The following is a 23,417-nucleotide window of genomic DNA, read 5'->3' as shown; positions in this document are numbered from 1 at the left end:
CTATGGCCCGACGCGATTACTCAGAAGATATCCTGGTTCAAGAACCTGCTGCGGCGTTTCTCGAAAAAACGCTGAAATGGCGCTCGATCTATGCGTACGATAAAGAAACCTACGGCCCGGATTCACTGCTGGGGCGCAAGGATCGCTCGGAAGTGGTGCTCACCCGCGCGCTAACAGCGGCGCTGAAGAAGCTGAACCCCAAGCTGCCGGATTCGGCATTGGTGGCCGCCATGGATACGTTGCTGGATACCGACCCAAGCAAGTCGATGCTGCAGCATAACGAGACCAAGTGGAAACTGCTGCGCGATGGCGTGCCGGTAAAGGTGAAATCGGCCGATGGCGAGAGTGACGAGCGGGTGCGGGTGATTGATTTTGATACGCCCGACAACAACGATTTTCTGGCGGTGCGCGAACTATGGGTAAAGGGCGCATCGTGGGATCGGCGCTGCGATATTGTCGGCTTTGTGAATGGTCTGCCGCTGGTGTTTATCGAACTAAAGCGCCACGACAAAGGCTTAAAGGCAGCGTTTGACGATAATTATCGCGATAACAAAGACACCATCCCGCATCTGTTTCACTTCAATGCATTGGTGATTGTGTCGAATGGCGTAGATGCCCGTTTTGGCGCGCTTAACAACGGCTGGGATCACTTCTACCGCTGGAAGCGACTGACTGAAAGCGATGAAGATCCCGCACCGAAAGCGAATGAAGCGCCGAAGAAGCCGCTGCTGCCGATTCTGCTGCAGGGCATGTGCAGCAAGAAAAATTTGCTGGATATAGTAGAGAATTTCACGCTGTTTGATAACAGCGAAGGCTTTGTGGTGAAAATCGTTGCGCGCAATCACCAGTATTTGGGTGTGAATCTCGCTATCGCCAATTTGCGGCGCAATACCCCCGATGTGGCAGCTGGCCGCTTGGGCGTGTTCTGGCATACGCAGGGTAGCGGCAAGAGTTATTCGATGGTGTTTTTCTGTCAAAAAATCCATCGCACGGTATCGGCGCGCTACACCTTCGTGCTAATGACCGACCGCAAAGAGCTTGACGCGCAAATCTACGGCACCTTTGTGAACTGCGGCGTAGCCACCAACAAAGGCGACAAAGCGCGCGATGGCAATGGCCTGCAACGATTGCTCCAGGATCAAGATCGCCGCTATGTATTTAGCTTGATCCATAAATTTCACGAGCAGGTAAAAGAGCCTTGGAGCCTCCGCGATGACATCATCGTAGTGTCCGATGAAGCGCACCGCACCCAATATAATCGTTTGGCCTTGAACATGCGTAAGGCATTGCAAAACGCAAAGTTCATCGGTTTCACCGGAACCCCGCTGATTGATGGCCCTGAAAAACAAGTTACCCGCGAGGTGTTTGGCGATTATGTCTCGGTATACGACTTTCAACGTGCGGTAGCCGATGGCGCAACGTTGCCTCTGTACTATGAGAATCGCGGCGAGAAACTGCAGATTGTCGATGCTGACTTGAACCGGCGCATTGAAGAACGTATTGACGCCGCCAAAGCGGATGGCGAACTGGACGAAGAGCAGGAAGAAAAACTCTATCGGCAATTGGCGCGCGATTATCCGGTGCTGACTTCCGATAGCCATCTGGGCGATATCGCAACTGATTTTGTCGAACACTTCCACCAGCGCTGGCGTTTGATGGAACCTTCAACCAAACCGGGTGAAGCGATTCACTATGGCGGAAATTCAAAGGCGATGTTTGTCTGCATCGACAAGATTACCTGTGGTCGCATGTATGTGCTGATTAAAACCCGCTGGGAAGCGAAGACAGTCGAGTTGGAAGCCAAGCTGGCCAATCAAGAAGCTCTCCTCACCAAAACCGGAAAAAAGCCAAGTCCCTTTGTGGAACGCTTGCGCGCGCATGTGTCGTGGATGCGCGAAACCCAAATGTGTGCGGTGTTTAGCCCTGAACAGAACGAAGTGAAAGACTTCGAAGAATGGGGGCTCGATGTACGCCCGCATCGCGATCTGATCAGCAAAGGCATCGCTGGCCGCAAGCTGGAAGAATGCTTCAAGGATAGCAAGCATCCTTTCCGCATCGCGATTGTTTGCGCTATGTGGCTGACAGGCTTTGACGTGAAATCATTGGCGACGCTATATCTGGATAAGCCGATGAAAGGACACACATTGATGCAGGCCATCGCGCGGGTAAATCGCGTGGCGGCCAACAAGATAAACGGCTTGGTAATCGATTACAACGGCATGCTCAAAAGTCTGCGTAAAGCCTTGGCGACTTTTGCCCAGGGCGATGCTGGCGGTCCAGCCGTAGACCCTTTGCGCGACGAGACGCAGGCGTTGGCCGACTATGCCGAAGCGATCCTGAAGGCCAGAACGCATTTGATGGGCGTTGGCTATGACCTTGATAAACTGATCGAGGCCGATGGCTTTGACAAACAGTTGGAATTGCTACTGGCCGAGAATGCGGTTTGCTGTGATGCAGAAAGCAAAAAAACCTACCAGGTGCTCTGCGAAGACATTACAGACCGCTTCCGCGGCTTGTTTCCTAATGCCGGGCTATTTAACTACGACGACGAGGAAAATGCCATTTCTGCCATCTATAACCGTCTGCAAAAGGCGCGTGACGATGTCGATATCAACCGCATTCTTCAGGAATTGAACGCCGTGGTAGACGCTGCTGTGGCGGCAAAATTAGAACCACTTGGGACGTATCAGGAGACCAAGCAATACGATCTTTCAGGCATCAATTTTGAGCGCCTGCGCGCCGAGTTTGCCAAGAGCCCTTTAAAGCAAAAGGCGACGCTGACCCTGAAAGAAAAAATTGAAGCGCGCTTGGCGAGCATGATTGCTAAAAACCCAGTGCGGATGGATTTTTATCAGCGCTATCTCGACATCGTTGCGGAATATAACCGCGATAAAGATGAAGTTGAAATCCAACGTGTTTTCGAAGAGTTGTTGCGCTTTCACGATTCGCTTGATCAAGAAGAACAACGCTACACTCGCGAAGGTTTGGAAAGCGAAGACCAACTCGCCGTGTTCGACTTGCTCAGTAATAACAAGCTCAAGCTCAGTAAAAAAGATCGCGAAAAGATTAAAAGCGTTTCCATCGCACTACTTGCCATGCTAGAAAATCGAAGACAAATGGGCAGTCTACGAGACCGCGCCTCTGCTCAGGCAAAACTCAAGGTGGCTATTATTAATGAATTGTTCGCAGGGATGCCCGATGAGTTCACCCAAGATGAAATTATCCTGAGTGCCGAGTCAGTGTTCCGACATGTCGAGTTTATGGGGCAGATGCATTGATGCGTAACTGTGAGGCCGGCATTTAAGCGGGCTCACACCAGACCTCGAAACGCCAATGAATTCGTGTGCCAGGCGAATATATTGGCAATATTAAGATTGCATAAAGCAATCCGGTCAAAAATCCACAGATGGATTATTAGGGTTTGGCCTGCTGAACCAGATCCATGCGCCGGCGCAGGCGCAGCGCTTCTGCGGTAGCGCCGGCTTGCTCGGCGCGCATTGCTTGCACGCCGAGCCATGCCAGCAACGGACGCCGCCAGCCTTGGGCGGAGGCGGTGTCGACCGCCAGCGTCAGCACAGCCGGGCTGGCGCGGTCGCTGCGCAACAAGACGCCGGCAGCCACTAAGCGGGACAGCGGATCGCTGATGCCGGCCATAGCAGCAGAAACTGCCGCAGGGTCTGCGCCGGCGCGCATCACGCCTTGATGCTGCGCGGGCAGCAGCGCGACGTCTTGCGGTTGCGCACGGCCGGCCAAATAGTCGGCGTAGGCGCGTTCCGGTGCTGCTGCGTCCTGGCGCAGCTTTTCAAAGCCGGCGCAGTCTTCCAGCACCAGGCTGGCCACGCGGCTGGCGCAGCGGATCAATTCCGCGCGCGCCACCAATGCGATCTGACCGGTGCTGGCCATTTCGCTGCGCGCCTTGGCGAATTCCTGAACTTCGACTCTGTCGTTGCCGGACATATAGGCAGCGCTGGCGCGCCCGATGCCGCTTTGGGCGTTCATTTGCCAGTCAGGAACGGCAGGGCCGCTGGCGCAGGCGCTAAATAGTAGGGCGAGCATGGCGACGCCAAAAAATGGGATAAATTTCATTATATTTGCTCCGAGAAACCCCGGTCTTCAGGCCGGGGAGTGAAAAGAGCGGAAGCCGAAGGTTTCCCTGCTTTGGCGCTTAAACACATGCTGCGCTCCATATCAAATGTGGCGTACATTGTGGGCATGAAACGGACAAACATATATCTGACCAACCCATCGGTTGAACGGCTGAAAGCCCTGTCAGAACAAACTGGACTTTCGGTTGCCGAGCTGATTCGGCGCGCCATTGAAGATTTTCTCAAAAAGCAAAAATGATCCTTGTTTACAGATACAGAGTGAAATCGCTGAACGGCCTGCTGAACCAGCAAAGCCGGGCCTGTAATTTCGTCTGGAATTTCTGTAACGACCGGCAAAAGGATGCTTTGCGTTTTGGCCGGCGTTGGCATACCGGGTTCGACCTGAACAAGCTCACGGCTGGCAGCAGCAAGGAACTTGGCTTGCATTCCGGCACGGTCAATGCCGTGTGCGAGCAATACGCCAAGTCGCGGTCCCAAAAGAAGCGTCCGTATCTGCGCTATCGCAGCGCCAGAAAATCGATGGGCTGGGTACCGATCAAGGGCCGTGAATTGAAGCGCGAGGGCGATGCGTTTCGTTTTGCCGGCAACACCTTCCGCGTATTCAACAGTCGCGCCCTGCCCGAAGGCAAGATCAAGGATGGCACCAACTTTGCCAGGGATCGCAAGAGCAACTGGTTTCTGAACATCGTCATTGATGTTGATATCGTCGCTGCCGGGGTTCGTCAGCCGGTGCGCGGTGTTGGTATAGACCTTGGGCTGAAAGACTTTGCCACGCTGTCCAATGGCGAAAAAATCGAGGCACAGCGCATCTATCGCGGCACTGAACAGGCGCTGGCAGTGGCGCAGCGCGCCCACAAAAAGCGCCGCGTGAACGCGATCCATGCGCAAATCACGAACCGTAGAAACGATTTTCACCACAAACTTTCGGCGCGCATCGTCCGAGAGTTTGATTACATTGCGGTCGGCAACGTGAATGCCGCCGGGCTCGCCAAGACCAGTATGGCGAAATCTGTTTTGGATGCAGGTTGGTCGTCCTTCCGAAGCATGCTCAAATACAAGTCGATTGCGACAGGGGCTTGGTACGAAGAAGTGAACGAAAGTTTTACCACCCAAACCTGTTCGAGTTGCGGCAATCTGCCTGACTCGCGGCCGAAAGGTATCGCAGGGCTTGGAATAAGGGAATGGAAATGCAGTGATTGCGGTTGTGTACATGATCGTGACCAAAATGCTGCGTTAAACATTCTCCGTCGCGGACGTGCGACGCTAGCTGTAGGAGTCCCCGTCCTTTAGGACGGGGAGGACGTCAAGGCAGTTTGATCTCCGCTTCGCGTTTGAACGGCCACTTGCGATTGATTTCATTGACCAGTTGCTCGACCTTGCGCAAGTTGCTCTCGACGTCGGCGCGCAGCGGGGCCAGATCGACGGTCGCGTCTTTGACGTTGGCGCCGACCGCCTGCGCTTCGACCAACACCGCATCGACTTTTTTCATGCTGGTCCTGACGTCGGTTAGCAAGCCGTTGAGCTGGGCGATAGTCGCCTGTGCTTCAGGCATCACGCCGTTCTTGCCAAATACCTGGCGGTCGGCCTTGGTCGCCATGCCATCGACGGTGGCCAGCAACTGGTTGGCGCGGTCGAGCGTGACCAGCAGTTTTTTCGCATTTTCATCGGTGCCGGTGATGACGCCCAGCGCTCCGCTCTTGCCGTTGAGTTTTTCAGTGACGGACTTCACGTTGCGCAAGCTCAAGTCCAGCGACGAGTCGGTTGCGGTCAGGGTGTTCAGGTTTTGAATTAATTCTTTGGTGGCAACCAGAATGCGGGGAATTTCGGCGGTGGCGTCGCCTGCCAGCACGTTGCGTATAGCGCCGTCGGGTAGCAGCGGGTCGCTCAGGACGCCGCTGAAGGCGCGCAAACGCGTAGCGCCCACCATGCCGCGTTCCATCGTGAAGATGCTGGAGCTGCGCAACCAGTGCGCATCCTTGCGCCCCACTTCGATAATCATCCGGGCCTTGCCTTGGTTGTTGAGTTCGATGCGGCTGACGCGCCCGATCGGAAAGCCGGCGAACGTGATGTCCATCCCGACCATAACGCCCTCGGCGTCGTCCGCCACCAGCACCAGCTTCTGGGTTGATTCGAATGCGCCGCGCGCATACATCAGGTAGACCACCGTGGCCGACACCAATACCACCATCAAGATCAGCAGCAAGGCCGCCTTGAACTCGACATGGGGAATCGGCGGCGTGGCGGGCAGGGGTGCTGTGTCGTTTGTTTTATCTGTCATGGATATGTATGTTTGGCGGAGGTATTTTTTTGAAAAACTATCAGTAAGCTAATAATAATTGCCCATCAACGAGGCCACTTCAATCACCAGCACAACGGCAAACAGGCGCACCATGCCGGCCAATCCGCTGGCTAGGTCGGTGCGGTGGCGGCGTACCGCGGCCACGTCATCGTAATACGCCGAAGCCATCGGGATGAACGACACGGCCAGGCTGAAAAAGAAGATTTTGAGCACCAGGATCAAGGTCACGGCCGGGTTGAATACCTGGCCGACCACCCGCGTGTAGCCTGTCAGCGCCCAGGGCGTGAAGCCATAGATTGCCAGATATGCCAGAACCAGGGTAAGCAGGCAGCTGACCGCGCCCAGCATCCACACCGAAAACACGCCGGCCAGCACGCGCGGCAAAAATTCCTGACGGATCGGGTCTATCCCTTTGCGCCGCAAGGCGTCCAAGGCGCCCTGCGCGCGCATCAGCGCGATCTCCGCGCTGTCTGGCAGGGTGCAACGCAGCGCCACGAACATGGCGGCCGTGAGCGGAATCAGTTCGAGCACCAGCACCCTGACCACCATCTCGATGGCGAAACGCGACAAGCCGTAGCTGAGAGCAGTGACAACCACAATCCGGATCAGCACCACGCTGATCAGGGCCGACAGCACGGTAAACCACATCAGGTTCGGCATCGTCGCGCGCACGATCTCGCGCGCGATAGTGCTGCGGCCGGCACGGCTGTAGGTCGATGGCGACAGCGCCAGCGTCAATACCAGCACACCAAACAGCACGATCTGCCACCAGCTGCCGAGCCACGCCAGCACTCTGCGGCCCAGGCGCTTGAGCGCCGACAAGTAAGTAGCTTGAGTCATCATCCCGGCATGGTAGCAGCGAATGCGGTATTTGCAATCCCAGTCCGTGCTGCTGTCTGCGTTGCCTGCGCTGCCCGCTTGTAGGTGCGCGCTGAAAAAGCGTATTCTGCTCCGATGCCATTTGTTTCTCTCTCCGCCCTAAACCAAGTCCCGTTGCGCATCCTGCTGATTTGCCCCGACGGCGAAGTCTCGCTCACGCTGGCAGGGCTGTTGCAGCCGCTGCAGATGGCGGCCAAAGCGCTGGGACCGGCGCGTTTGCAGCTTGAATTGCTGGCGCTGGAGTCCGCGCTGAAACCTTCGCTGCAAACGCCGGATTGGCCTGCGGCGCAACTCTGCCTGTTGGTTTCCGACGATGCGCTGGGTCAATTGAATAAGGATCAGGGCCGCATCTTGCTGGAGCGCTGTCAGCGCGCGCCGTTCTGGGGCGCGGTCGGGGCGGCAGTGTTATGGCTGGCGCGCAGCGGCGCGATGGAAGCGGCGCGCACCGCGTTGCCGTGGGCGCTGTATGCGGACGCCGGCGAGGTCGCCGAGCGCGCCATCCTGACGCCGAATTTATTCGAGATCGACGGCAATCGGCTGAGTTGCTGCGGCGGCGCCGCCAGCATGGACTTTGCGCTGTGCCTGATCGGCGCGCTGTTCGACGCCCAATTGCAGGCGCAAATCCAGGAAGCGCTGTGCGTGGACCGCATCCGCGGCGCAGCCGAGCGCCAGCGCCAGGCGCTGCAGGCGCGCTTCGGCGTGTTGCAGCCGAAATTGTCAGAAGCGGTCGCGCTGATGGAGAGCAATATCGAGGAGCCGCTCGCCACCGACGACATCGCCAACCTGGTCGGCATCTCGCGCCGCCAGCTGGAGCGCCTGTTCAAGCAATATCTGGCCGCGATGCCTTCCCGCTATTACCTGGAGCTGCGGCTGCAACGCTCGCGCCAGCTGCTGCGCGAGTCGCACCATTCGATCGTTCAGATCGGCCTGATGTGCGGCTTTTCCTCCGGTTCGCATTTTTCTACCGCTTACGGCGCGCTGTTCGGCATCACCCCGCGCGAGGAGCGACAACGCAAGCTGGTGCCCGGCCGCAGCGTTCTGCCGCACCCACTGAAATCGTAAAAACTTGGGGTATGCATATAAATGCCGCCGTTTCAGCATATGTATATTGCGGAATATAAAAATACAATGGCATGTATTTATCCGTGGTGGGCTTTTGCAAAATCTCCGCGCCGCCTGTAGCAGCGCACCCGGGTGCGAACGCCGCGCCGCAGGCCACGGGATTATGATATTTCCTGTCGCAGTTTCAAAAGAGTTTTAGCGCCGGTTTTTTTACAATGACAACCTCTTCAGGATGATTTGGGAGTCAAAGTGAATATGAATGAATCGACCAGCATGCAGTCCGGCGCGGCAACCACAATGCCCACGCCCATAACCGTTACCAGAAAAACTTTCGATGCCGTAATCGTGCCGACCTATGCGCCCAGCGCGGTGGTGCCGGTGCGCGGCGCCGGCCTGGAAGTGTGGGATCAGGATGGCAAGCGCTATCTCGACTTCACCGCCGGGATCGCAGTCACCAGTCTGGGCCACGCGCACCCCGCCGTGGTAGAAGCCTTGTGCACGCAAGCCAAAACGCTGTGGCATGTCAGCAACGGTTTTACCAATGAGCCGGTACTGCGTTTGGCTACCGCACTGACGCAGGCGACTTTCGCCGAGCGCGTATTTTTCTGCAATTCCGGCGCGGAAGCCAATGAAGCCGCCTTCAAGCTGGCGCGCAAACATGCGAGCAACAAGTTCGGAACGGCCAAGTCGCGCATCATTTCCTGCACCAATTCTTTCCACGGCCGCACTTTGTTTACGGTGTCGGTCGGCGGCCAGCCCAAATATACCGAAGGCTTCGGGCCGCTGCCGCAGCAACTGACGCACATTCCATTCAATGACATCGAAGCGGCGCGCGCTGCGATGGGCAACGATGTCTGCGCGCTGGTGGTCGAGCCGGTGCAGGGAGAGGGCGGCGTGGTGCCGGCCAGCAAGGAATATCTGCAAGCGCTGCGCGCCTTGTGCGACCAGCACAACGCGCTGTTGATTTTCGACGAAGTGCAATGCGGCATGGGCCGCACCGGCACGTTGTTTGCCTACATGAGCTATGGCGTCACGCCCGATATCCTGACCTCGGCCAAGGCGCTCGGTAACGGTTATCCGGTCGGCGCGATGCTGACCACCGAAGCGATCGCAGCGTCGTTTTCCGTCGGCACCCACGGCACCACGTATGGCGGCAATCCAATGGCCGCGACGGTGGCGCTGAAGGTGCTGGAAATTATCCGGGCGCCGGAATTTCTGGCGCGAGTCCGGCAAGCCGCAGTCAAGCTGAACGCGATGCTGCAAGCGATCATCGGCGATTATCCGCAAGTATTTTCACTGGTGCGCGGCAGCGGCCTGATGCTTGGCATGGTGCTCACCGAGCAATACCGCGGACGCGCCAAGGACATCACCAGAGCGACCGAAGCGGAAGGATTGATGCTGCTGATTGCCGGCCCCGATGTGGTGCGGCTGCTGCCGGCGCTGATCGTGTCAGATGCGCAAATCGATGAGGCAGACCTGCTGCTGCGTCGTGCGCTCGAAGAGTTTCTGGCGGTTTCCGTGGCGGCACTATGACATCTATGACATCTATAACACGTCGTCTTTGATCAGATTGGAGCAGCCTATGTATATTGTGCGGCCGGTAGAAATTTCCGATATTGCAGCGCTGGAGTCGTTGGCGACAGTCGCTTCGCCCGGCGTACACACGTTGCCCAGAACGCGGGCAGCGATCACGCGCGTGGTCGAGCGCTCCATCGCATCCTTTGCGACGCCGGTGGTGATGCCGAGCGAGGAATCGTACATGTTCGTGCTGGAATCGACGCTGGACCAGTCGATCGCCGGCACCGCGGCGATTTCCGCCACCGCCGGCTCCAACGGCACCTATTTCGCGTTCCGCAACGACGTCATGCAGCAAGTCTCGCGCGACCTCAACATCAGCCATAGCGTGCATGCACTGACGCTGTGTTCCGAGTTGACCAGCCATTCGCAGCTGTCGGGTTTTTTCGTGCGCGGCTGGGGCAACTGTAGCCAGGAGGCGGCGCTGTTGTCGCGGGCGCGGCTGCTGTTCGCTGCGATTTTGCCGCAGCGTTTCGGCGACAGCTTCTTCGTGTCGCTGGCCGGGATTACCGACAGCCATGCGCAGTCGCCGTTCTGGGAGGCGCTGGGGCGCAAGTTTTTTCAAATGGATTTTCTGGAAGCAGAACGCTTAATCGAAGGTGCCCGCAACCGCACCCTGATCGTCGAACTGATGCCGCATTACCCGGTGTATGTGCCGCTGCTGCCGGGCGATGCGCAGGCGGTGATGGGGCAAATCCATCCGGAGGGCGAGCTGCCATTCCGGTTGTTAACCGAAGAAGGTTTTGAGCCGGACGAATACATCGACATCTTCGACGGTGGCCCGATCATGCAGGCCCACAAGCACGCGTTGCGCTCGTTTTCGGCATCGTTTGTGCGTCCGGTGGCAGCGTATGCGCCGGATGATGAATCCGCGTTGGCCGGCGCGGCGAGCGTCACGTATCTGCTGGCGACTGCCAGAGAAAATGATTTTCGCGCCACCCTGTTCGATTGCGCGCCGCTGGAACATGCGGCCGGCCTTCGGCTGCCGCCGCAGGTGCTGCAAAGCCTGAAGTTGACTGTTGGCGAACCCGTTTTATGTGTCAGATTGTGAGGTCGGAAATGTTAGTTGTACGCGCTGTTAATGAATCCGATCTGGAAGGGATGCTGGAGCTGGCCGGCCAGGTCGGCAGCGGCATGACGACGTTGAAGCCGGACCGCAAGATGCTGGGGCAGCGGCTGGAAATCGCCTGCGCCTCGTTTGCCGAGCAGATCGCGCCGACCCAGCGCGATTATGTGTTCGTGATGGAAGATACGCGCACTGGCCGGCTGGCCGGTATTTGCGCGATCAAGAGCGCGGTCGGGTTGGAAGAGCCGTTCTATAACTATCGGATCGGCACGCTGGTGCATTCGAGCCGGGAGTTGGGCGTCTTTTCGAAGATGGAAACGCTGTACCTGTCGAACGATCTGACCGGCGCTACTGAGTTGTGTTCGCTGTTCCTGCATCCGGATTATCGCGGCGGCACCAATGGCAAGCTGCTGTCGAAAAGCCGGCTACTGTTCATAGCCCAATTCCCGCATTTGTTCAATGCCAAGGTGATCGCCGAAATGCGCGGGTTTCAGGATGCGGCTGGCATTTCACCGTTTTATGAAAGCCTGGGACGGCATTTTTTCAAGATGGATTTCGATCATGTCGACGACTTGACCAGCCTGGGCAAAAAATCGTTCATCGCCGAACTGATGCCGCGCTATCCGCTGTATGTCGCTTATCTGCCGAAGGAAGCGCAGGAAGTGATCGGCCGCGTGCATGTCGCCACTGCGCCGGCGCGCCGTTTGCTGGAGCAGGAAGGCATGTATTACGAAGGTTATGTCGATATTTTCGACGCCGGGCCGGTGCTGCAAGCCAGAGTGCGCGAGTTGCGCGCGCTGCGCGAAAGCGTGCTCGCCATCATCGAGCCGGCCGCGGAAAACGGCACCGAGGTCGCTGAGGCAGCTGAGGCGGTTGCTAATCCGGTGCTGGTTTCCAATACCGTATTGCCCGACTTTCGCATCATCGTCTCGCCAGCCGAATCGCCATCACCATCGGCCCGCATTGCCCTCTCCGCATCCGAGCGGGAACTGCTGGCCTGCGGTGTCGGCGATCCGGTTCGCACCATGACACTTAACGCCAGGAAAAATTCATGAAATCTGCGCATTTCATCAACGGCCAGTGGCTCGCCGGCCAGGGCCCGGCATTTACGGTCATCAATCCCGCCAATGGCGATGCGCTCTGGAGCGGCGCGGCGGCGAGTGCTGCCGACGTCGATAGCGCCTGCCAGTCGGCCCGCGCCGGTTTTCAGCTGTGGTCGCGCACTTCTCTGCAAACGCGCATTGCAGTCTGCCAGCGCTTTCGCGATCTGCTGAAAGAGAATACGGAAGAATTAGCTGGCCTGATAGCGCTGGAAGTCGGCAAGCCGCTGTGGGAAGCGCGCACCGAAGTTGCCAGCATGGCCGGCAAGATCGATATTTCGCTGCAGTCCTATCAGGCGCGCACCGGCCAGACGCAAGCCGCGGTGGCCGACGGCAGCGCGGTATTGCGACACCGGCCGCACGGCGTGTTCGGCGTACTCGGCCCCTACAATTTCCCCGGCCATCTGCCCAACGGCCACATCGTTCCGGCCCTGATCGCCGGCAACGCCATCGTCTTCAAACCGAGCGAATATGCGCCGCAAACCGCGATCAAGACGGTTTCTTTGTGGACGCAGGCCGGCTTGCCGGACGGCGTGCTGAACCTGGTCAACGGCGGCCGCGCCACCGGCGAGGCATTGTCGCAACATCCGCAACTCGACGGCGTGCTGTTTACCGGCAGCTATCAGGTTGGCGCTATTTTGCATCGCCAGTTTGCCGGTCAGCCGGGCAAGATGCTGGCGCTGGAAATGGGCGGCAACAATGCGCTGGTGGTATGGGATGTGCAGGATATAGATGCGGCGGTGCATCACGCGATTTTTTCGGCATTCGTCAGCGCCGGCCAGCGTTGCACCTGCGCGCGGCGTTTGATCGTCGAGGATTCCGCCCGCGGCCACGCCTTCATTACGCGCTTGGTTGAAGTCGCCGGCAAGATCACGGTCGGCACATCAGACGCGTCGCCGGCCCCGTTCATGGGCCCGGTCGTGTCGGCAAAAATCGCAGAAAAACTGCTGGCTGCGCAAGCCGGCTTGGTGACGCGTGGCGGCAACGTGCTGCTGGAAATGCGCCAGCTCGCCAAAAACACCGGTTTCCTCTCGCCCGGCATCGTCGATGTTACCGATGCCAAAGAGGTGCCGGATGAAGAATGGTTCGGCCCCTTGCTGCAAGTGGTGCGCGTGGCTAGCTTTGATGCCGCGCTGGAAGCGGCGAACGCGACCGAATACGGCCTGGCCGCTGGTTTGCTGTCGGACGATGCGGCGTTGTGGGAACAGTTTTTAAACAGCGTTCGGGCCGGCATCGTCAATTGGAACCGGCCGACCACAGGTGCCGCCAGTACTGCACCGTTCGGTGGCAACGGCAAATCCGGCAACCATCGTCCGAGTGCGTATTACGCCGCAGATTATTGCGCGTATCCGGTAGCATCAATCGAGAATACCACGCTGGAAATGCCGCAAAAACTGTCGCCGGGTTTGCATTTCTAATTTCTAATTACGCAGGCAGACAGGCCGAAAAAATCATGCACACCACACGCGAATTCAATTTTGACGGCCTGGTCGGCCCTTCGCACAATTACGCCGGCCTGTCGTTTGGCAATGTTGCCTCGTTCAATAACGTCAAAAGCGCGTCCAATCCGAAACAGGCGGCGTTGCAGGGTTTGGCCAAGATGCGCGCACTCGCGGCGCGCGGTTTCGCCCAAGCCGTGCTGCCGCCGCAGCTGCGGCCCGATTTCAGGCTGTTGCGCAGTATCGGCTTTGGCGGCAGCGATGCCGATGTGCTGGCGCGCGCCGCCAAAGAGGCTCCGGTGATTCTGGCCTGCGCCTATTCGGCCGCGCCGATGTGGAGCGCGAATGCGGCTACGGTCAGCCCGTCGGCCGACACCCTGGACCGCCGCGTGCATTTCACCGTCGCCAATCTGAATAGCAAGTTGCACCGCTCTTATGAGCAGACCCAAACCGCCCGCACCCTGCGCGCGATTTTCAAGGAGTGTGCGCGCTTCGCGGTGCATGACGCGTTGCCTGGTACGCCGGCGTTCGGCGATGAAGGGGCGGCCAATCACACCCGGCTGTGCGCTGCGCATGGCGCTGGCGCAGTAGAAATGTTCGTGTACGGCAGGGCCGAGTTCGATACTGCCGCCGCGGCGCCGCAACGTTTTCCGGCGCGCCAAACGCTGGAGGCCAGCCAGGCGGTGGCGCGGCTGCACGGCCTGCAACCGCAGCGCACCGTATATGTGCAGCAAAACCCTGCGGTGATCGACCAAGGCGTATTTCACAACGACGTGATCGCGGTCGGCAATGGCACGGTGCTGTTCTATCACCAGCAAGCTTTCCTCGACGAATCCGCCACACTTTCCGCACTACACATTGCGCTGGCCGATGCCGGCGCGCAATTGCAACCGATACGGGTAGATAGCGCGCAAGTCTCGGTCACTGACGCGGTATCGAGCTACTTGTTCAATAGCCAGTTATTGTCAAAAGAAGATGGCCGGATGGCGCTGGTAGTGCCGCAGGAATGTCAGGAAAACCCGGCAGTCGCGCGCTATCTGCAAGGCTTGGTTGGCGACGGCGGCCCGGTTGATGAGCTGATCAGTTTCGATTTGCGCCAAAGCATGCGCAACGGCGGCGGCCCAGCCTGCCTGCGTTTGCGGGTGGCGCTGACCGATGCCGAGGCAGCAGCGATGCATCAGGGCGTGATCATGACCGAGAGCCTGTATGCAAGCCTGGTGGATTGGGTCGAAAAGCACTACCGCGACCGGCTGTCGCCCGATGATCTGGCCGATCCGATGCTGGCGCTGGAGATGCAAACGGCGCTGGACGCATTGCGCACAATTCTGGATTTGCCGGAGCTGTACGCGTTCTAATCGGCGCAATGCCTAAAGTGTCCAGGGGAAACGCCTGATCGCATGCCCCGGTTGACGCTGATGCGATCTTGACCCACGCTGCCGGAATTCTTTAACGGCCACTCACGATATTTCGGGCGGCAGGCTGACTTTCAAATCACCGTTTCCTAGAAAGTGACAGGCGGCTTGCAGCGAGAGCCGATCGTTCATTTTCAGCCATCAACGCGCATCTCGCCTTGGAAATACACTCTTTCGTTCAGGCGCAGTCCTTATTGTGGACAAGGCAAGGAAGCCCGTCGGCGGGCTTCGTGCCCTATCATTGCGATAACACCATAACAACATAGAAAGCCATCATGACTCGCAGCATTCTAGATGAAGCCCATATCCATCCTGCCATTCGCCAAGCCATCACTAACAAGAATTCCGAAATCATTCGCGAAGTGCAGGCGGCCATCGCAAGCAACGCTGTAGTCGTCGTCGGCATGGCGCAAAACCCGTTCCCCCGCAAGGCGCGCAAGTTGCTGGATGCGATCGGCACGCCGTACAAGTACCTTGAGTATGGCAGCTACCTTAGCCAGTGGAGACGCCGTAACAGCCTCAAGATGTGGAGCGGCTGGCCAACCTTCCCGATGGTGTTTGTCAAAGGCATGCTGGTGGGTGGAGCAGCCGAACTGCAGCGGTTGATCGATAGCGGAGAATTCTCTCGCATGATTGCTGAATAAGATGGAGAAAAATTTCCGTCCGCTGCTGACATGGATTATTCATCATTGATGAAGAGGGCGTGACGCATGATGCATCACGAAAATATGTTCGGGTCTAAAGCAGGTTAGGAGCTACCCTCTGGTTTACCCAGGACCGCCTTGATCACGGCAGCAAGGTCAAGAATGGCCTTCCGGCCGTCGCCCCGAAACGAAGAACCGTGCATAACCGCCAGCGTTGTTGGGTCCAAGGCAGCAAGTCGTGCGAGAGTGCTGTCCGTGTATGGGGTGTAGGGCATGTCCTTCGCCAGCGGCCCGTCCAGGCTTCCGTAGATTGCGTCGCGCGCCCGCCCGACGATGTCGGAATCAATAATCGGTTCGGGATCGCCCGGCTGGAAGAACAGATCTGAGCAGAGAAGTGTCCGTTCTGCTTGATCGAAGAACAAACCGGCGTCCCAGCAGTGCGGCACATGGGGCGTCGCAAGAAATTGAAGCCGGTGTCTGCCCGTTTGCAAGACTTCGTTATCGGCAAGCGGCCGCGGCGCGCGGTCTGCGAAGTCGTTGATCATCACGATCGCGCCAACAACGCTGCACACCGCCTGCGCGTGCGGAGCAATCCCAAGCAGCTCGTTCAATGCCCCGCACTCATCGGATTCAAAGTGGCTGAACCCAATCCAGCGCAGCTTGGCGGGATCGATGATCGAACGCACTCCCTCAAGCGTGGTTTGAAACATCTTCTTGAAGCCCGTATGCATCAGGAACGGCTCCTCATCATTGATGAGGAATTGGTTGAACTGGATGGCGTAATCGGGATGAAACGTTGAAATCCGAAAGATGTCCGGCGCGATTTCAGTTACTTTGCTTTGCATGACCATCCTCCTTTTTATGACGCCCTCGTCTGACTTTGTTATGCGCAGACAGTTTTATGTCATAAGCAGTTTTCAGCGCAATCCAGCTTTTCGCTTTATGACTGTCTTTAAGTTAATTATTGTTATCAATAACGTATTGAGGAAGATCAATGGAGGCCGATCGGTGGTGGGGATAAAGGGGCTTTTCGGCAGCCAGGCTTGGCTGAGATTTCAAACAATTCGCGCATGCGCCGTGTCGCACGTGAACAGGCACACAAATTTTTCTTTGACATCTGATATCGCTCAAACCGGACGCATTCGACGCCGCGCAATATTCAATATTGAATTACTGATTTGAACGATTATTTGACTGATGTTGCGTACTTCACCAAGGTGGAAAACAATCTCCACGAAAAACATGAAAGGCGCGAAAAAAGAAGAAATGAAGTGCGCAGGAATAGATGCAAAAATGCAAGCGAGGGTGCGACGAATTTCCTATAGTGGCTGCTGTATATTTCATGCACGCAATGAATATATGCGAAAAATATCATGAAAATTACGATACTCCTTATTTTTTGAAATTATTTGCGTCGTGTGCCCTGTGCGTGTCTTGCGTGGACAAGTGCGCAAAATTGTCGCCCAATAACGTAGTTGAACTACACCGCTGCGCGTTGCGGATTTCACTTTATGTTTCAACATCAAGGGCCGCGAGAGGCGGCTCCTTTAACCTGAGAGGAGAACGAAAATGGCATACGGTATCGTGCATTACTTCCCTGGTGGTACGAAGGAGCAGTACGAGGCGTCAATCGCGGCGGTCCATCCCGGCAGAGGGAGCCTGCCGAAAGGCCAGATCTTCCACGCGGCTGGCCCGTCGGCTGGTGGCTGGACGATCGTGGCTATCCACGACTCCAAGGAGAGTTGGGAGCAGTTCCGCGACGACATCCTGCTGCCCCGAATGCAACAGGGCATCAAGGGCGGGTTGACCCCGCCGCCGCAAGAAACGGCGTTTGACGTCCACAACTTGCAGCCGTAACCGCCTATCCGGGATCGTTCTGGTTCGCTCGCGGCTTTCGGCCGGACCGCTGGGTCCCGGCAAAAGGCAGGATAGCTTCGGGCGTTCGCGAGGCCGATGGCTTCGTCGGGCGCGCGGTACGGTCACTCACTACGGTTACTCACATTTGACGCTGAACTCTTTCGGACTCTTTGCGCGTAAGACTGTTTTTCTTGCTCAAGGCGGCATCGAGCAATTGATCGTGGCCGTAAATGTCCTGAAAGAAATAGACCTTGCCATCGCTTTTGACAATTGTGGTGCCATAAGCGATCACCACCGGCAATGGTTGCTTCAGACGAATCGTCTTTGAGTTGCCATTTTCCATGGCGTCGCGAATCCGCTCCTCGGTCCAGTCCGGCTGATCCTGCAAGACAAATTTTGCCAGAGAAACGGGATCTTCCACCCTGATGCAGCCATGACTGAAATCGCGCCGATCACGCTTAAAAAGTTGTGGCGTGGGTGTGTGGTGAAGGTAAATATTGTCGTTATTAGGGAAAATGAATTTGATGTCGCCCAGTGCATTTTTTGGCCCGGGCCGCTGACGAATACGCAATTTCCCTTGCAGCACCGCATCCAGATTCGCCCCCGACAATGCTGAGATAACCCGTCCATCGCCATTCACAAACTCCAGTTCCTGTTTGTTGAAATAAGCGGGATCATGGCGCAGCTTCGGCACGGTTTCGGCTTTGGCAATCGAGGGTGGAATATTCCAGTAAGGGCTAAATTCTATGTAGCGCATATCCTCAAAAAAAAGTGGGGTGCGGGTATCAAGTGCCTTGCCGACGATGACATTCATCGCCACCTTCACACTGATCTGGCCATCGTTAATCTCGTATGCGCGCAGGACGAACTCAGGCACATTCACCACGATCATCCTGGGACCCAACAGCAATGGCGTCCAGCGCAGGCGTTCGAGCGTTAGTTCGATCTGGCGCACGCGCGCAGCCATGGTGGTATTGATCTGTTCAAAGGTGGCCCTGCCAATGACGCCATCCGCTGCCAGCCCGTGACGACTCTGAAATGCCTTGACGCCATCGACCAGGGCGGCCTCGTACCGGGTTGGAATGGGCGCCTCTGCCGCCATATCCCCGAGCGCCATCAGTTTCTGCGCCAAATCGGAAGTGCCCAGGTAGGCCTGGCCGGGCGCAATTTTATTTCCTGCCATAGGAGGCAGCCGATGCTGGAAAGCGGGGGCGTTTTCAAGCGCGCGGTACTTTACCAGCGCTCGGCGCAAGCCAACATAGAGCGGCAACTGGGGTGCTGCCGCGCGGACGGCTCTGGTGAGCATATGGCGGGCAACAGCGTCTCTTGCATAGATTTCAGGATCTAATTGCTTCGCGGGCATTGCAAACGATGCGTGAACATCTCGCGGAGCTACCCGGCCATAATGAATATCCGATATGAAATGTTCCACGGCCCGCGTTAGTCCGCCCGCGAGTGTTGCTTGCTCAACCACAGAGAGGGGTGCGCGAGTAGCTTTGTCCACCGCTTGCGCCAGCAAATCCGCCGAATAGTCATTGGGATTCAGGCCATCCGTATCAGCCCTCTTCAGGATTTGCACTGCCTCCACGGCATCTGCAGTGGGACTTCCATCGACGAACCAGACGGGAAGACTGTTCGCGAACGCTGTGCCAGTATTTCCCAGCACGAAGCCAAGCAACACAAACAGCAAGCACTGGCAACTCCGGTTGGGACGAACTGCCGTGTTGATTGATTTCATGAATAGGTCAAACTTTATAATTGAGGGCTTTAATTCGATACCAGCTTTTTGGCGAGTGCCATATTCTGGGGCGCAGTTGATGATAGAAATGGAAATGCGCCTGGAGTATTACTATGATTGCTATGGGTTCTGCTAGTTTCCTTGAGCCCAAAATTGCGGATGACCGTCATCCTTCAAATAAAGCCAATCGCTCTGAAACTTCACCAGGTGCGTATGCGGCCAACATCCATATGCACAAAATCGGAGGCAGGATAATAGCCCACGCCGCCGCCATTCAGGGCAATGGCGGCGCGGTGTATATCTGCCAGATTGCGGCCCGGCACACGAATATCTATGGCAAGTCCGTCCATATGCAGGCTATGTTTCGCTACGCCGCTGCTTTTTTTCGACAGCATGGCGTTGGTAACGGGCGACCGGTAGCCGGAAATGACATGAAAGCGCTCGTTCGTGTCCAGCGACGCCGACAGCAGGCACAGCAAATCCAGTAGTCGGGCATCAATGGGGTTGACAGCGCCTGAACGGTGGTCTCGCAGCAAGTGATAGATTTCACTGAGCCCTTCAGGCTGGTACCCACCATCCGCCCAATACACGGTGTTTAATTGCTCGCCCGTATGCGTATTGTAAAAACCCAGTTTGCGCTCTGGCGCGGAGGCTGCCGAAATCGACGCGAAGCTCCTTCCAGGCAGGCTGACTGCGGCAAGCGCCACCGCGCCCGCGTGAAGGAATCCGCGCCGGCTGAGTACGGTCTTGCCCATCGGAATGGCGGTATCTCGGCTAAATAATGGTTTCATGGCATTCCTTTGGCGGCTGGAGCGGCTTTTCAAGCCAACTCCTCTGCCGGTTAATAACTGATAATAACTGACAATAACTGACGTAGATTTCCCGCAGCGAATCTCATTTGGGCACTCTTGCGGCCCCGGTAAGGTTCTGCAGTATTTTATGCGCATTCACGCTCCACTTGTAAATCCTTGGCCGGCCAGTATTGGCTGGAAGTCATTGTTGCATTCCAGAAAAATTCTATTGATTTGCATAAACGTTGCATTCTGATTGCCCAAAAACGGGTGATAACGCTTTCATGCGCTTGGTGGATAAACGCCTTGTTTTCCTGACTATCCTTGACTAATCTGGACATTGTAATTGCCACGTAATAGTTGCGCCGCATGTTCAACGGATGTATTTCTTCAAGGAGAATGTCATGCCTTACGTCGACGGTTTCGTTGTGCCACTTCCCAAAAAAAATGTAGAGGCTTACCGCGAGGTTGCGAGCAAATGCGGCGCGATCTGGCGTGAGCATGGCGCGCTGCAATTTCGCGAGTGCATTGCCGATGACGTGAAGCCTGGCAAGCTTACTTCGTTCCCGCAAAGCGTGAATCTCGAAGCCGATGAAACCGTCATTTTCTCCTGGATCGTGTATGAATCGCGCGCCCACCGCGACGAGGTCAACGACAAGGTGATGAAGGACCCACGCATGGCCGAGATGATGAAGCCGGAAAACATGCCGTTTGATGGAAAACGCATGATTTATGGCGGGTTTGAGGTATTGGTTGATCTTTAAGGCATGGCATGACGCTGGCCGGTGATGGCGTGCTGATGCTTTCGGTGGCGGGTGATGCGAACTGGGGATGTGCGTTTTCGCAAAATTCAGGCGCCATTGTCGTACGGCCGGTTCGCGGAGTTTTTTGGCGTCAGTTAGGCTAGGAGAGTCGCTGCGCCGCACTCTATGACAAGACGCATTCCATGTGATCAAAACTATTGCAATTCGCCATCATTCTGTTGGCAGGAGTTCTTGCTGCGCGAACGTTTTCTCGGCCAGTTCGCAAATGTTGCTCACAAAGGAGAGATGACTATGTTGAAAAATGCACCAATAACGCCGTACATACCGGTTGCCAACCTTGAGCGCGCTCGGAAATTTTACGAGGAGGAACTAGGGATCGAGCCCGGAGAAGAGTTCGCCGGGGGTGTCATATACAAATGTGGCAACGGCACACCGTTTTTTATGTACAAGTCAGAGGGCGCAGGCACTTCGAAGGCAAGCACTGCTTTCTGGCAAGTTGATGACGTTGAGGCCGAGGTGGCCGAGCTCAAGAATAGAGGCGTGGTGTTCGAGGAGTACGACATGCCAGGGCTGAAGATGGAGAACAGCATCGTCACCGGGGGCGGCGCGAAAACTGCCTGGTTCAAAGATAGCGAAGGCAATATTTTGGCTGTTAGTCAGACGCTTTAAGCGGTTGGGAATACTGCTTGCGCCGCGTTTTTTGAGCACGGGAGAAAGATATGACGACGGCAAATAGCACCTCTATTGATGAAGCCCAGATCCGCACGCTTATGGATGATCAGGCAAAGGCAGTCCGGGCTAAAGATGTCAATGGGGCTATGTCCAACTACGCGCCAGACATCCTGTTGTTTGATGTTGTAAACCCACTGCAAAAAATCGGATTGGATGTGTGTCGCAAACGCACAGAGGATTGGTTCTCCTCGTTCCAAGGCCTGATCGGCTTTGAAAATCGCGACCTTAGCATCGCAGCGGGCGACGACGTGGCTTTCTGCCACAGCCTCAACCGGGTCAACGGAACAACAACAGATGGAGAGAAAATCGAGATGTGGTGGCGCGCCACCGTTTGCCTGCGCAAGATTGACAACAAATGGATGATCGCGCACGAGCATGCCTCGGTACCATTCGATGGGAAGAGCGGGATGGCATCGCTTGATCTCAAGCCGTAGTGCTTCCCGGACGTGCTGGGCCGCAGCTGAAATTAAACCCGATCAGGAGAAATATTAGGAGAAACACTATGCAAGTCACTCAAAAAATCACTCCGTGTTTGTGGTTTGATGATCAAGCCGAAGAGGCAGTTGCGTTTTATACCGCACTCTTTAAAAATTCAAAGATCACAAACATTGCCCGGTACGGAGAAGCTGGATATGAGATCCACGGAAAACGGGCGGGAACGGTAATGGTCGTGGCATTTGAACTCGATGGACAGGCGTTCACCGCGCTCAACGGCGGCCCGATATTCAAATTCAACGAGGCCATCTCGTTCCAGGTCAATTGCGAAACGCAGGAAGAAGTGGACTATTACTGGGAGAAGCTATCTGAGGGTGGCGACGAAAAAGCACAGCAATGCGGCTGGCTGAAGGACAAATACGGCGCTTCATGGCAAGTTGTTCCCAGCGTTTTGCCCGAGATGATCAGTGACCCAAATTCTGAAAAATCCCAAAAAGCCATGACGGCAATGCTGCAAATGAAGAAGATCGACATAGAAGCACTGCAGCGGGCGTATGCCGGCGTGTAGGGCGGGTGCAACCCGAGCGCATTCTCGATTTACATGGAGCCCAGCGCGATAAAATAGGCTTAAAAAACAGGCTTAATCATGTAATGAACGAAAGCGGAATTGTTGCTGACAGATTATCGCGGCGCGCGGCTTTCGATGCCTTCGACTTGCAACCAGCCAGCGCCATGACGCCGGAATGTGGCGCTTGCAATCGGCACGAAATTGCACCGTTGCTGATCCCACCCGAACCGCTCGATTGCCACCTGCGGAGCATCGATGCGCACCACGTTGAATGAATTGGTTTCGCCGCGGCCGCGGGTTGAGGTTGCGGTGCCTGCCTGCACCACCAGTGCGGCATAGTCGTTGATCGGATAGCGCTCTGCGGTGCTGCCGGCATGACTGGCATGCAGGTGGCCGGCCAGCAGCAGGTCTGCGCCGCACTCGGCAAAACTTTGCATGGCTATCCTGGCCCCGCCCACCAGATTTTTCATGCCGATTTGCGCGGGAAAATCAAACGGATGATGCGTCACGATAATCTTGATGCAATGCTGATCCAGCGGTAAAAGATGGGTGCGAAGGCGTGCAATCTGTTGCTGATTGATGTGACCATTTTTGAACGTCATGGAGCGCGCGGTATTGATGCCGATGACGGCGATTTCATCGTCGATATAAACCGGTTCGACATCAGCGCAGATATGGCGCCGGTATTTGTCGAGCGGGCGCAGGAAGCGGTTGAACAGGTTATGCAGCGGTATGTCGTGGTTTCCCGGCACGATGATTTGCGGCGTCGGAAGCGTGTCGAGAAACTGCCGCGCTTGTTTGAATTGCGTGCTGCGGGCGCGCTGGGTCAGGTCGCCGGAAACCACCAGCAAATCAGGATCGATGCCATGAATCAGATCGGTGAGCGGCTGAATCAGCCTGGCATCGATACGGCCAAAATGCAGATCCGATAAGTGGACAAGTGTGCGCAT

The 23,417-nt window shown here is 56.5% G+C and carries 23 protein-coding genes; 15 read left to right on the top strand and 8 right to left on the bottom strand.

Annotated features, from left to right (window positions below):
* Nucleotides 1–2: 2 nt before the first annotated feature.
* Entirely contained in the window at nucleotides 3–3,278 is a 3,276-nt protein-coding gene (locus FKCLFG_RS13855) for a type I restriction endonuclease subunit R (protein ID WP_472613660.1), read from the top strand.
* 136 nt (nucleotides 3,279–3,414) lie between these two features.
* Here FKCLFG_RS13855 and FKCLFG_RS13850 read toward each other — a convergent pair whose 3' ends face one another.
* Nucleotides 3,415–4,086: a hypothetical protein gene (locus FKCLFG_RS13850; protein ID WP_472613659.1), complete on the bottom strand. Its 672-nt coding sequence runs from the start codon at nucleotides 4,084–4,086 to the stop codon at nucleotides 3,415–3,417.
* 39 nt (nucleotides 4,087–4,125) lie between these two features.
* On the opposite strand from FKCLFG_RS13850, the gene FKCLFG_RS13845 reads away from it, so the two are divergent.
* Together FKCLFG_RS13845 and FKCLFG_RS13840 are read left to right on the top strand one after the other, a co-directional pair.
* Nucleotides 4,126–4,344: a ribbon-helix-helix domain-containing protein gene (locus FKCLFG_RS13845; protein ID WP_472613658.1), complete on the top strand. Its 219-nt coding sequence runs from the start codon at nucleotides 4,126–4,128 to the stop codon at nucleotides 4,342–4,344.
* Nucleotides 4,341–5,396, top strand: coding sequence for an RNA-guided endonuclease InsQ/TnpB family protein (locus FKCLFG_RS13840; RefSeq protein ID WP_472613657.1), 1,056 nt, complete (start codon nucleotides 4,341–4,343; stop codon nucleotides 5,394–5,396). Before FKCLFG_RS13845 ends, FKCLFG_RS13840 begins: the two co-directional genes overlap by 4 nt.
* Nucleotides 5,397–5,409: 13 nt before the next feature.
* On the opposite strand, the gene FKCLFG_RS13835 is transcribed toward FKCLFG_RS13840, so the two are convergent.
* Together FKCLFG_RS13835 and FKCLFG_RS13830 are read right to left on the bottom strand one after the other, a co-directional pair.
* Entirely contained in the window at nucleotides 5,410–6,384 is a 975-nt protein-coding gene (locus tag FKCLFG_RS13835) for an MlaD family protein (RefSeq protein WP_472613656.1), read from the bottom strand.
* Between the two features lie 48 nt (nucleotides 6,385–6,432).
* Nucleotides 6,433–7,248: an MlaE family ABC transporter permease gene (locus FKCLFG_RS13830; protein WP_472613655.1), complete on the bottom strand. Its 816-nt coding sequence runs from the start codon at nucleotides 7,246–7,248 to the stop codon at nucleotides 6,433–6,435.
* A gap of 111 nt (nucleotides 7,249–7,359) precedes the next feature.
* Here FKCLFG_RS13830 and FKCLFG_RS13825 point away from each other — a divergent pair, with 111 nt between their 5' ends.
* The 7 genes from FKCLFG_RS13825 (at nucleotide 7,360) to FKCLFG_RS13795 (ending at nucleotide 15,582) form a co-directional block, all read left to right on the top strand.
* Nucleotides 7,360–8,346: a GlxA family transcriptional regulator gene (locus tag FKCLFG_RS13825; protein WP_472613654.1), complete on the top strand. Its 987-nt coding sequence runs from the start codon at nucleotides 7,360–7,362 to the stop codon at nucleotides 8,344–8,346.
* Nucleotides 8,347–8,601: 255 nt separating this feature from the next.
* The gene (locus tag FKCLFG_RS13820) at nucleotides 8,602–9,879 is read left to right on the top strand and encodes an acetylornithine/succinyldiaminopimelate transaminase (RefSeq protein WP_472613653.1); all 1,278 of its coding nucleotides are present in this window, start codon (nucleotides 8,602–8,604) and stop codon (nucleotides 9,877–9,879) included.
* Between the two features lie 49 nt (nucleotides 9,880–9,928).
* Nucleotides 9,929–10,972: an arginine N-succinyltransferase gene (locus tag FKCLFG_RS13815; protein WP_472613652.1), complete on the top strand. Its 1,044-nt coding sequence runs from the start codon at nucleotides 9,929–9,931 to the stop codon at nucleotides 10,970–10,972.
* 8 nt (nucleotides 10,973–10,980) lie between these two features.
* On the top strand, nucleotides 10,981–12,042 hold the full coding sequence (gene astA, locus FKCLFG_RS13810) for an arginine N-succinyltransferase (RefSeq protein WP_472613651.1): 1,062 nt from the start codon (nucleotides 10,981–10,983) through the stop codon (nucleotides 12,040–12,042).
* Entirely contained in the window at nucleotides 12,039–13,505 is a 1,467-nt protein-coding gene (gene astD, locus FKCLFG_RS13805; RefSeq protein WP_472613650.1) for a succinylglutamate-semialdehyde dehydrogenase, read from the top strand. The genes astA and astD overlap by 4 nt, the downstream gene beginning before the upstream one ends.
* A 35-nt stretch (nucleotides 13,506–13,540) precedes the next feature.
* Nucleotides 13,541–14,881, top strand: coding sequence for an N-succinylarginine dihydrolase (astB, locus tag FKCLFG_RS13800; RefSeq protein WP_472613649.1), 1,341 nt, complete (start codon nucleotides 13,541–13,543; stop codon nucleotides 14,879–14,881).
* Between the two features lie 332 nt (nucleotides 14,882–15,213).
* On the top strand, nucleotides 15,214–15,582 hold the full coding sequence (locus FKCLFG_RS13795) for a glutaredoxin domain-containing protein (RefSeq protein ID WP_472613648.1): 369 nt from the start codon (nucleotides 15,214–15,216) through the stop codon (nucleotides 15,580–15,582).
* Between the two features lie 104 nt (nucleotides 15,583–15,686).
* On the opposite strand, the gene FKCLFG_RS13790 is transcribed toward FKCLFG_RS13795, so the two are convergent.
* The gene (locus tag FKCLFG_RS13790) at nucleotides 15,687–16,427 is read right to left on the bottom strand and encodes an oxygen-binding di-iron domain-containing protein (RefSeq protein WP_472613647.1); all 741 of its coding nucleotides are present in this window, start codon (nucleotides 16,425–16,427) and stop codon (nucleotides 15,687–15,689) included.
* Between the two features lie 724 nt (nucleotides 16,428–17,151).
* On the opposite strand from FKCLFG_RS13790, the gene FKCLFG_RS13785 reads away from it, so the two are divergent.
* A complete protein-coding gene (locus FKCLFG_RS13785; protein WP_472613646.1) occupies nucleotides 17,152–17,439 on the top strand; it encodes a hypothetical protein in 288 nt (95 codons plus the stop codon).
* Nucleotides 17,440–17,578: 139 nt separating this feature from the next.
* On the opposite strand, the gene FKCLFG_RS13780 is transcribed toward FKCLFG_RS13785, so the two are convergent.
* From FKCLFG_RS13780 to FKCLFG_RS13770, 3 genes are all read right to left on the bottom strand, one after another.
* Complete coding sequence (locus FKCLFG_RS13780; protein ID WP_472613645.1) at nucleotides 17,579–19,177, bottom strand: L,D-transpeptidase family protein; 1,599 nt, start codon at nucleotides 19,175–19,177, stop codon at nucleotides 17,579–17,581.
* Between the two features lie 200 nt (nucleotides 19,178–19,377).
* Nucleotides 19,378–19,968 (bottom strand): peptidoglycan L,D-endopeptidase MepK, encoded by a 591-nt coding sequence (gene mepK / locus FKCLFG_RS13775; protein WP_472613644.1) that lies wholly within the window; start codon nucleotides 19,966–19,968, stop codon nucleotides 19,378–19,380.
* Between the two features lie 146 nt (nucleotides 19,969–20,114).
* Nucleotides 20,115–20,309: a hypothetical protein gene (locus FKCLFG_RS13770; protein ID WP_472613643.1), complete on the bottom strand. Its 195-nt coding sequence runs from the start codon at nucleotides 20,307–20,309 to the stop codon at nucleotides 20,115–20,117.
* A gap of 63 nt (nucleotides 20,310–20,372) precedes the next feature.
* On the opposite strand from FKCLFG_RS13770, the gene FKCLFG_RS13765 reads away from it, so the two are divergent.
* The 4 genes from FKCLFG_RS13765 to FKCLFG_RS13750 all read left to right on the top strand — a co-directional run bounded on the left by FKCLFG_RS13765 (nucleotide 20,373) and on the right by FKCLFG_RS13750 (nucleotide 22,467).
* Entirely contained in the window at nucleotides 20,373–20,732 is a 360-nt protein-coding gene (locus tag FKCLFG_RS13765; RefSeq protein ID WP_472613642.1) for a DUF1428 domain-containing protein, read from the top strand.
* A 291-nt stretch (nucleotides 20,733–21,023) separates the two neighbouring features.
* Nucleotides 21,024–21,401, top strand: coding sequence for a VOC family protein (locus FKCLFG_RS13760; protein ID WP_472613641.1), 378 nt, complete (start codon nucleotides 21,024–21,026; stop codon nucleotides 21,399–21,401).
* A gap of 50 nt (nucleotides 21,402–21,451) precedes the next feature.
* The gene (locus FKCLFG_RS13755; RefSeq protein WP_472613640.1) at nucleotides 21,452–21,898 is read left to right on the top strand and encodes a YybH family protein; all 447 of its coding nucleotides are present in this window, start codon (nucleotides 21,452–21,454) and stop codon (nucleotides 21,896–21,898) included.
* 68 nt (nucleotides 21,899–21,966) lie between these two features.
* The gene (locus tag FKCLFG_RS13750) at nucleotides 21,967–22,467 is read left to right on the top strand and encodes a VOC family protein (RefSeq protein ID WP_472613639.1); all 501 of its coding nucleotides are present in this window, start codon (nucleotides 21,967–21,969) and stop codon (nucleotides 22,465–22,467) included.
* A 113-nt stretch (nucleotides 22,468–22,580) separates the two neighbouring features.
* On the opposite strand, the gene FKCLFG_RS13745 is transcribed toward FKCLFG_RS13750, so the two are convergent.
* Complete coding sequence (locus FKCLFG_RS13745; protein ID WP_472613638.1) at nucleotides 22,581–23,417, bottom strand: metallophosphoesterase family protein; 837 nt, start codon at nucleotides 23,415–23,417, stop codon at nucleotides 22,581–22,583.

Source organism: Gelidimonas denitrificans (assembly GCF_055694065.1).
Note: the sequence above shows the minus strand (reverse complement) of the source record. Positions and strands in the feature narration are given on the sequence as shown.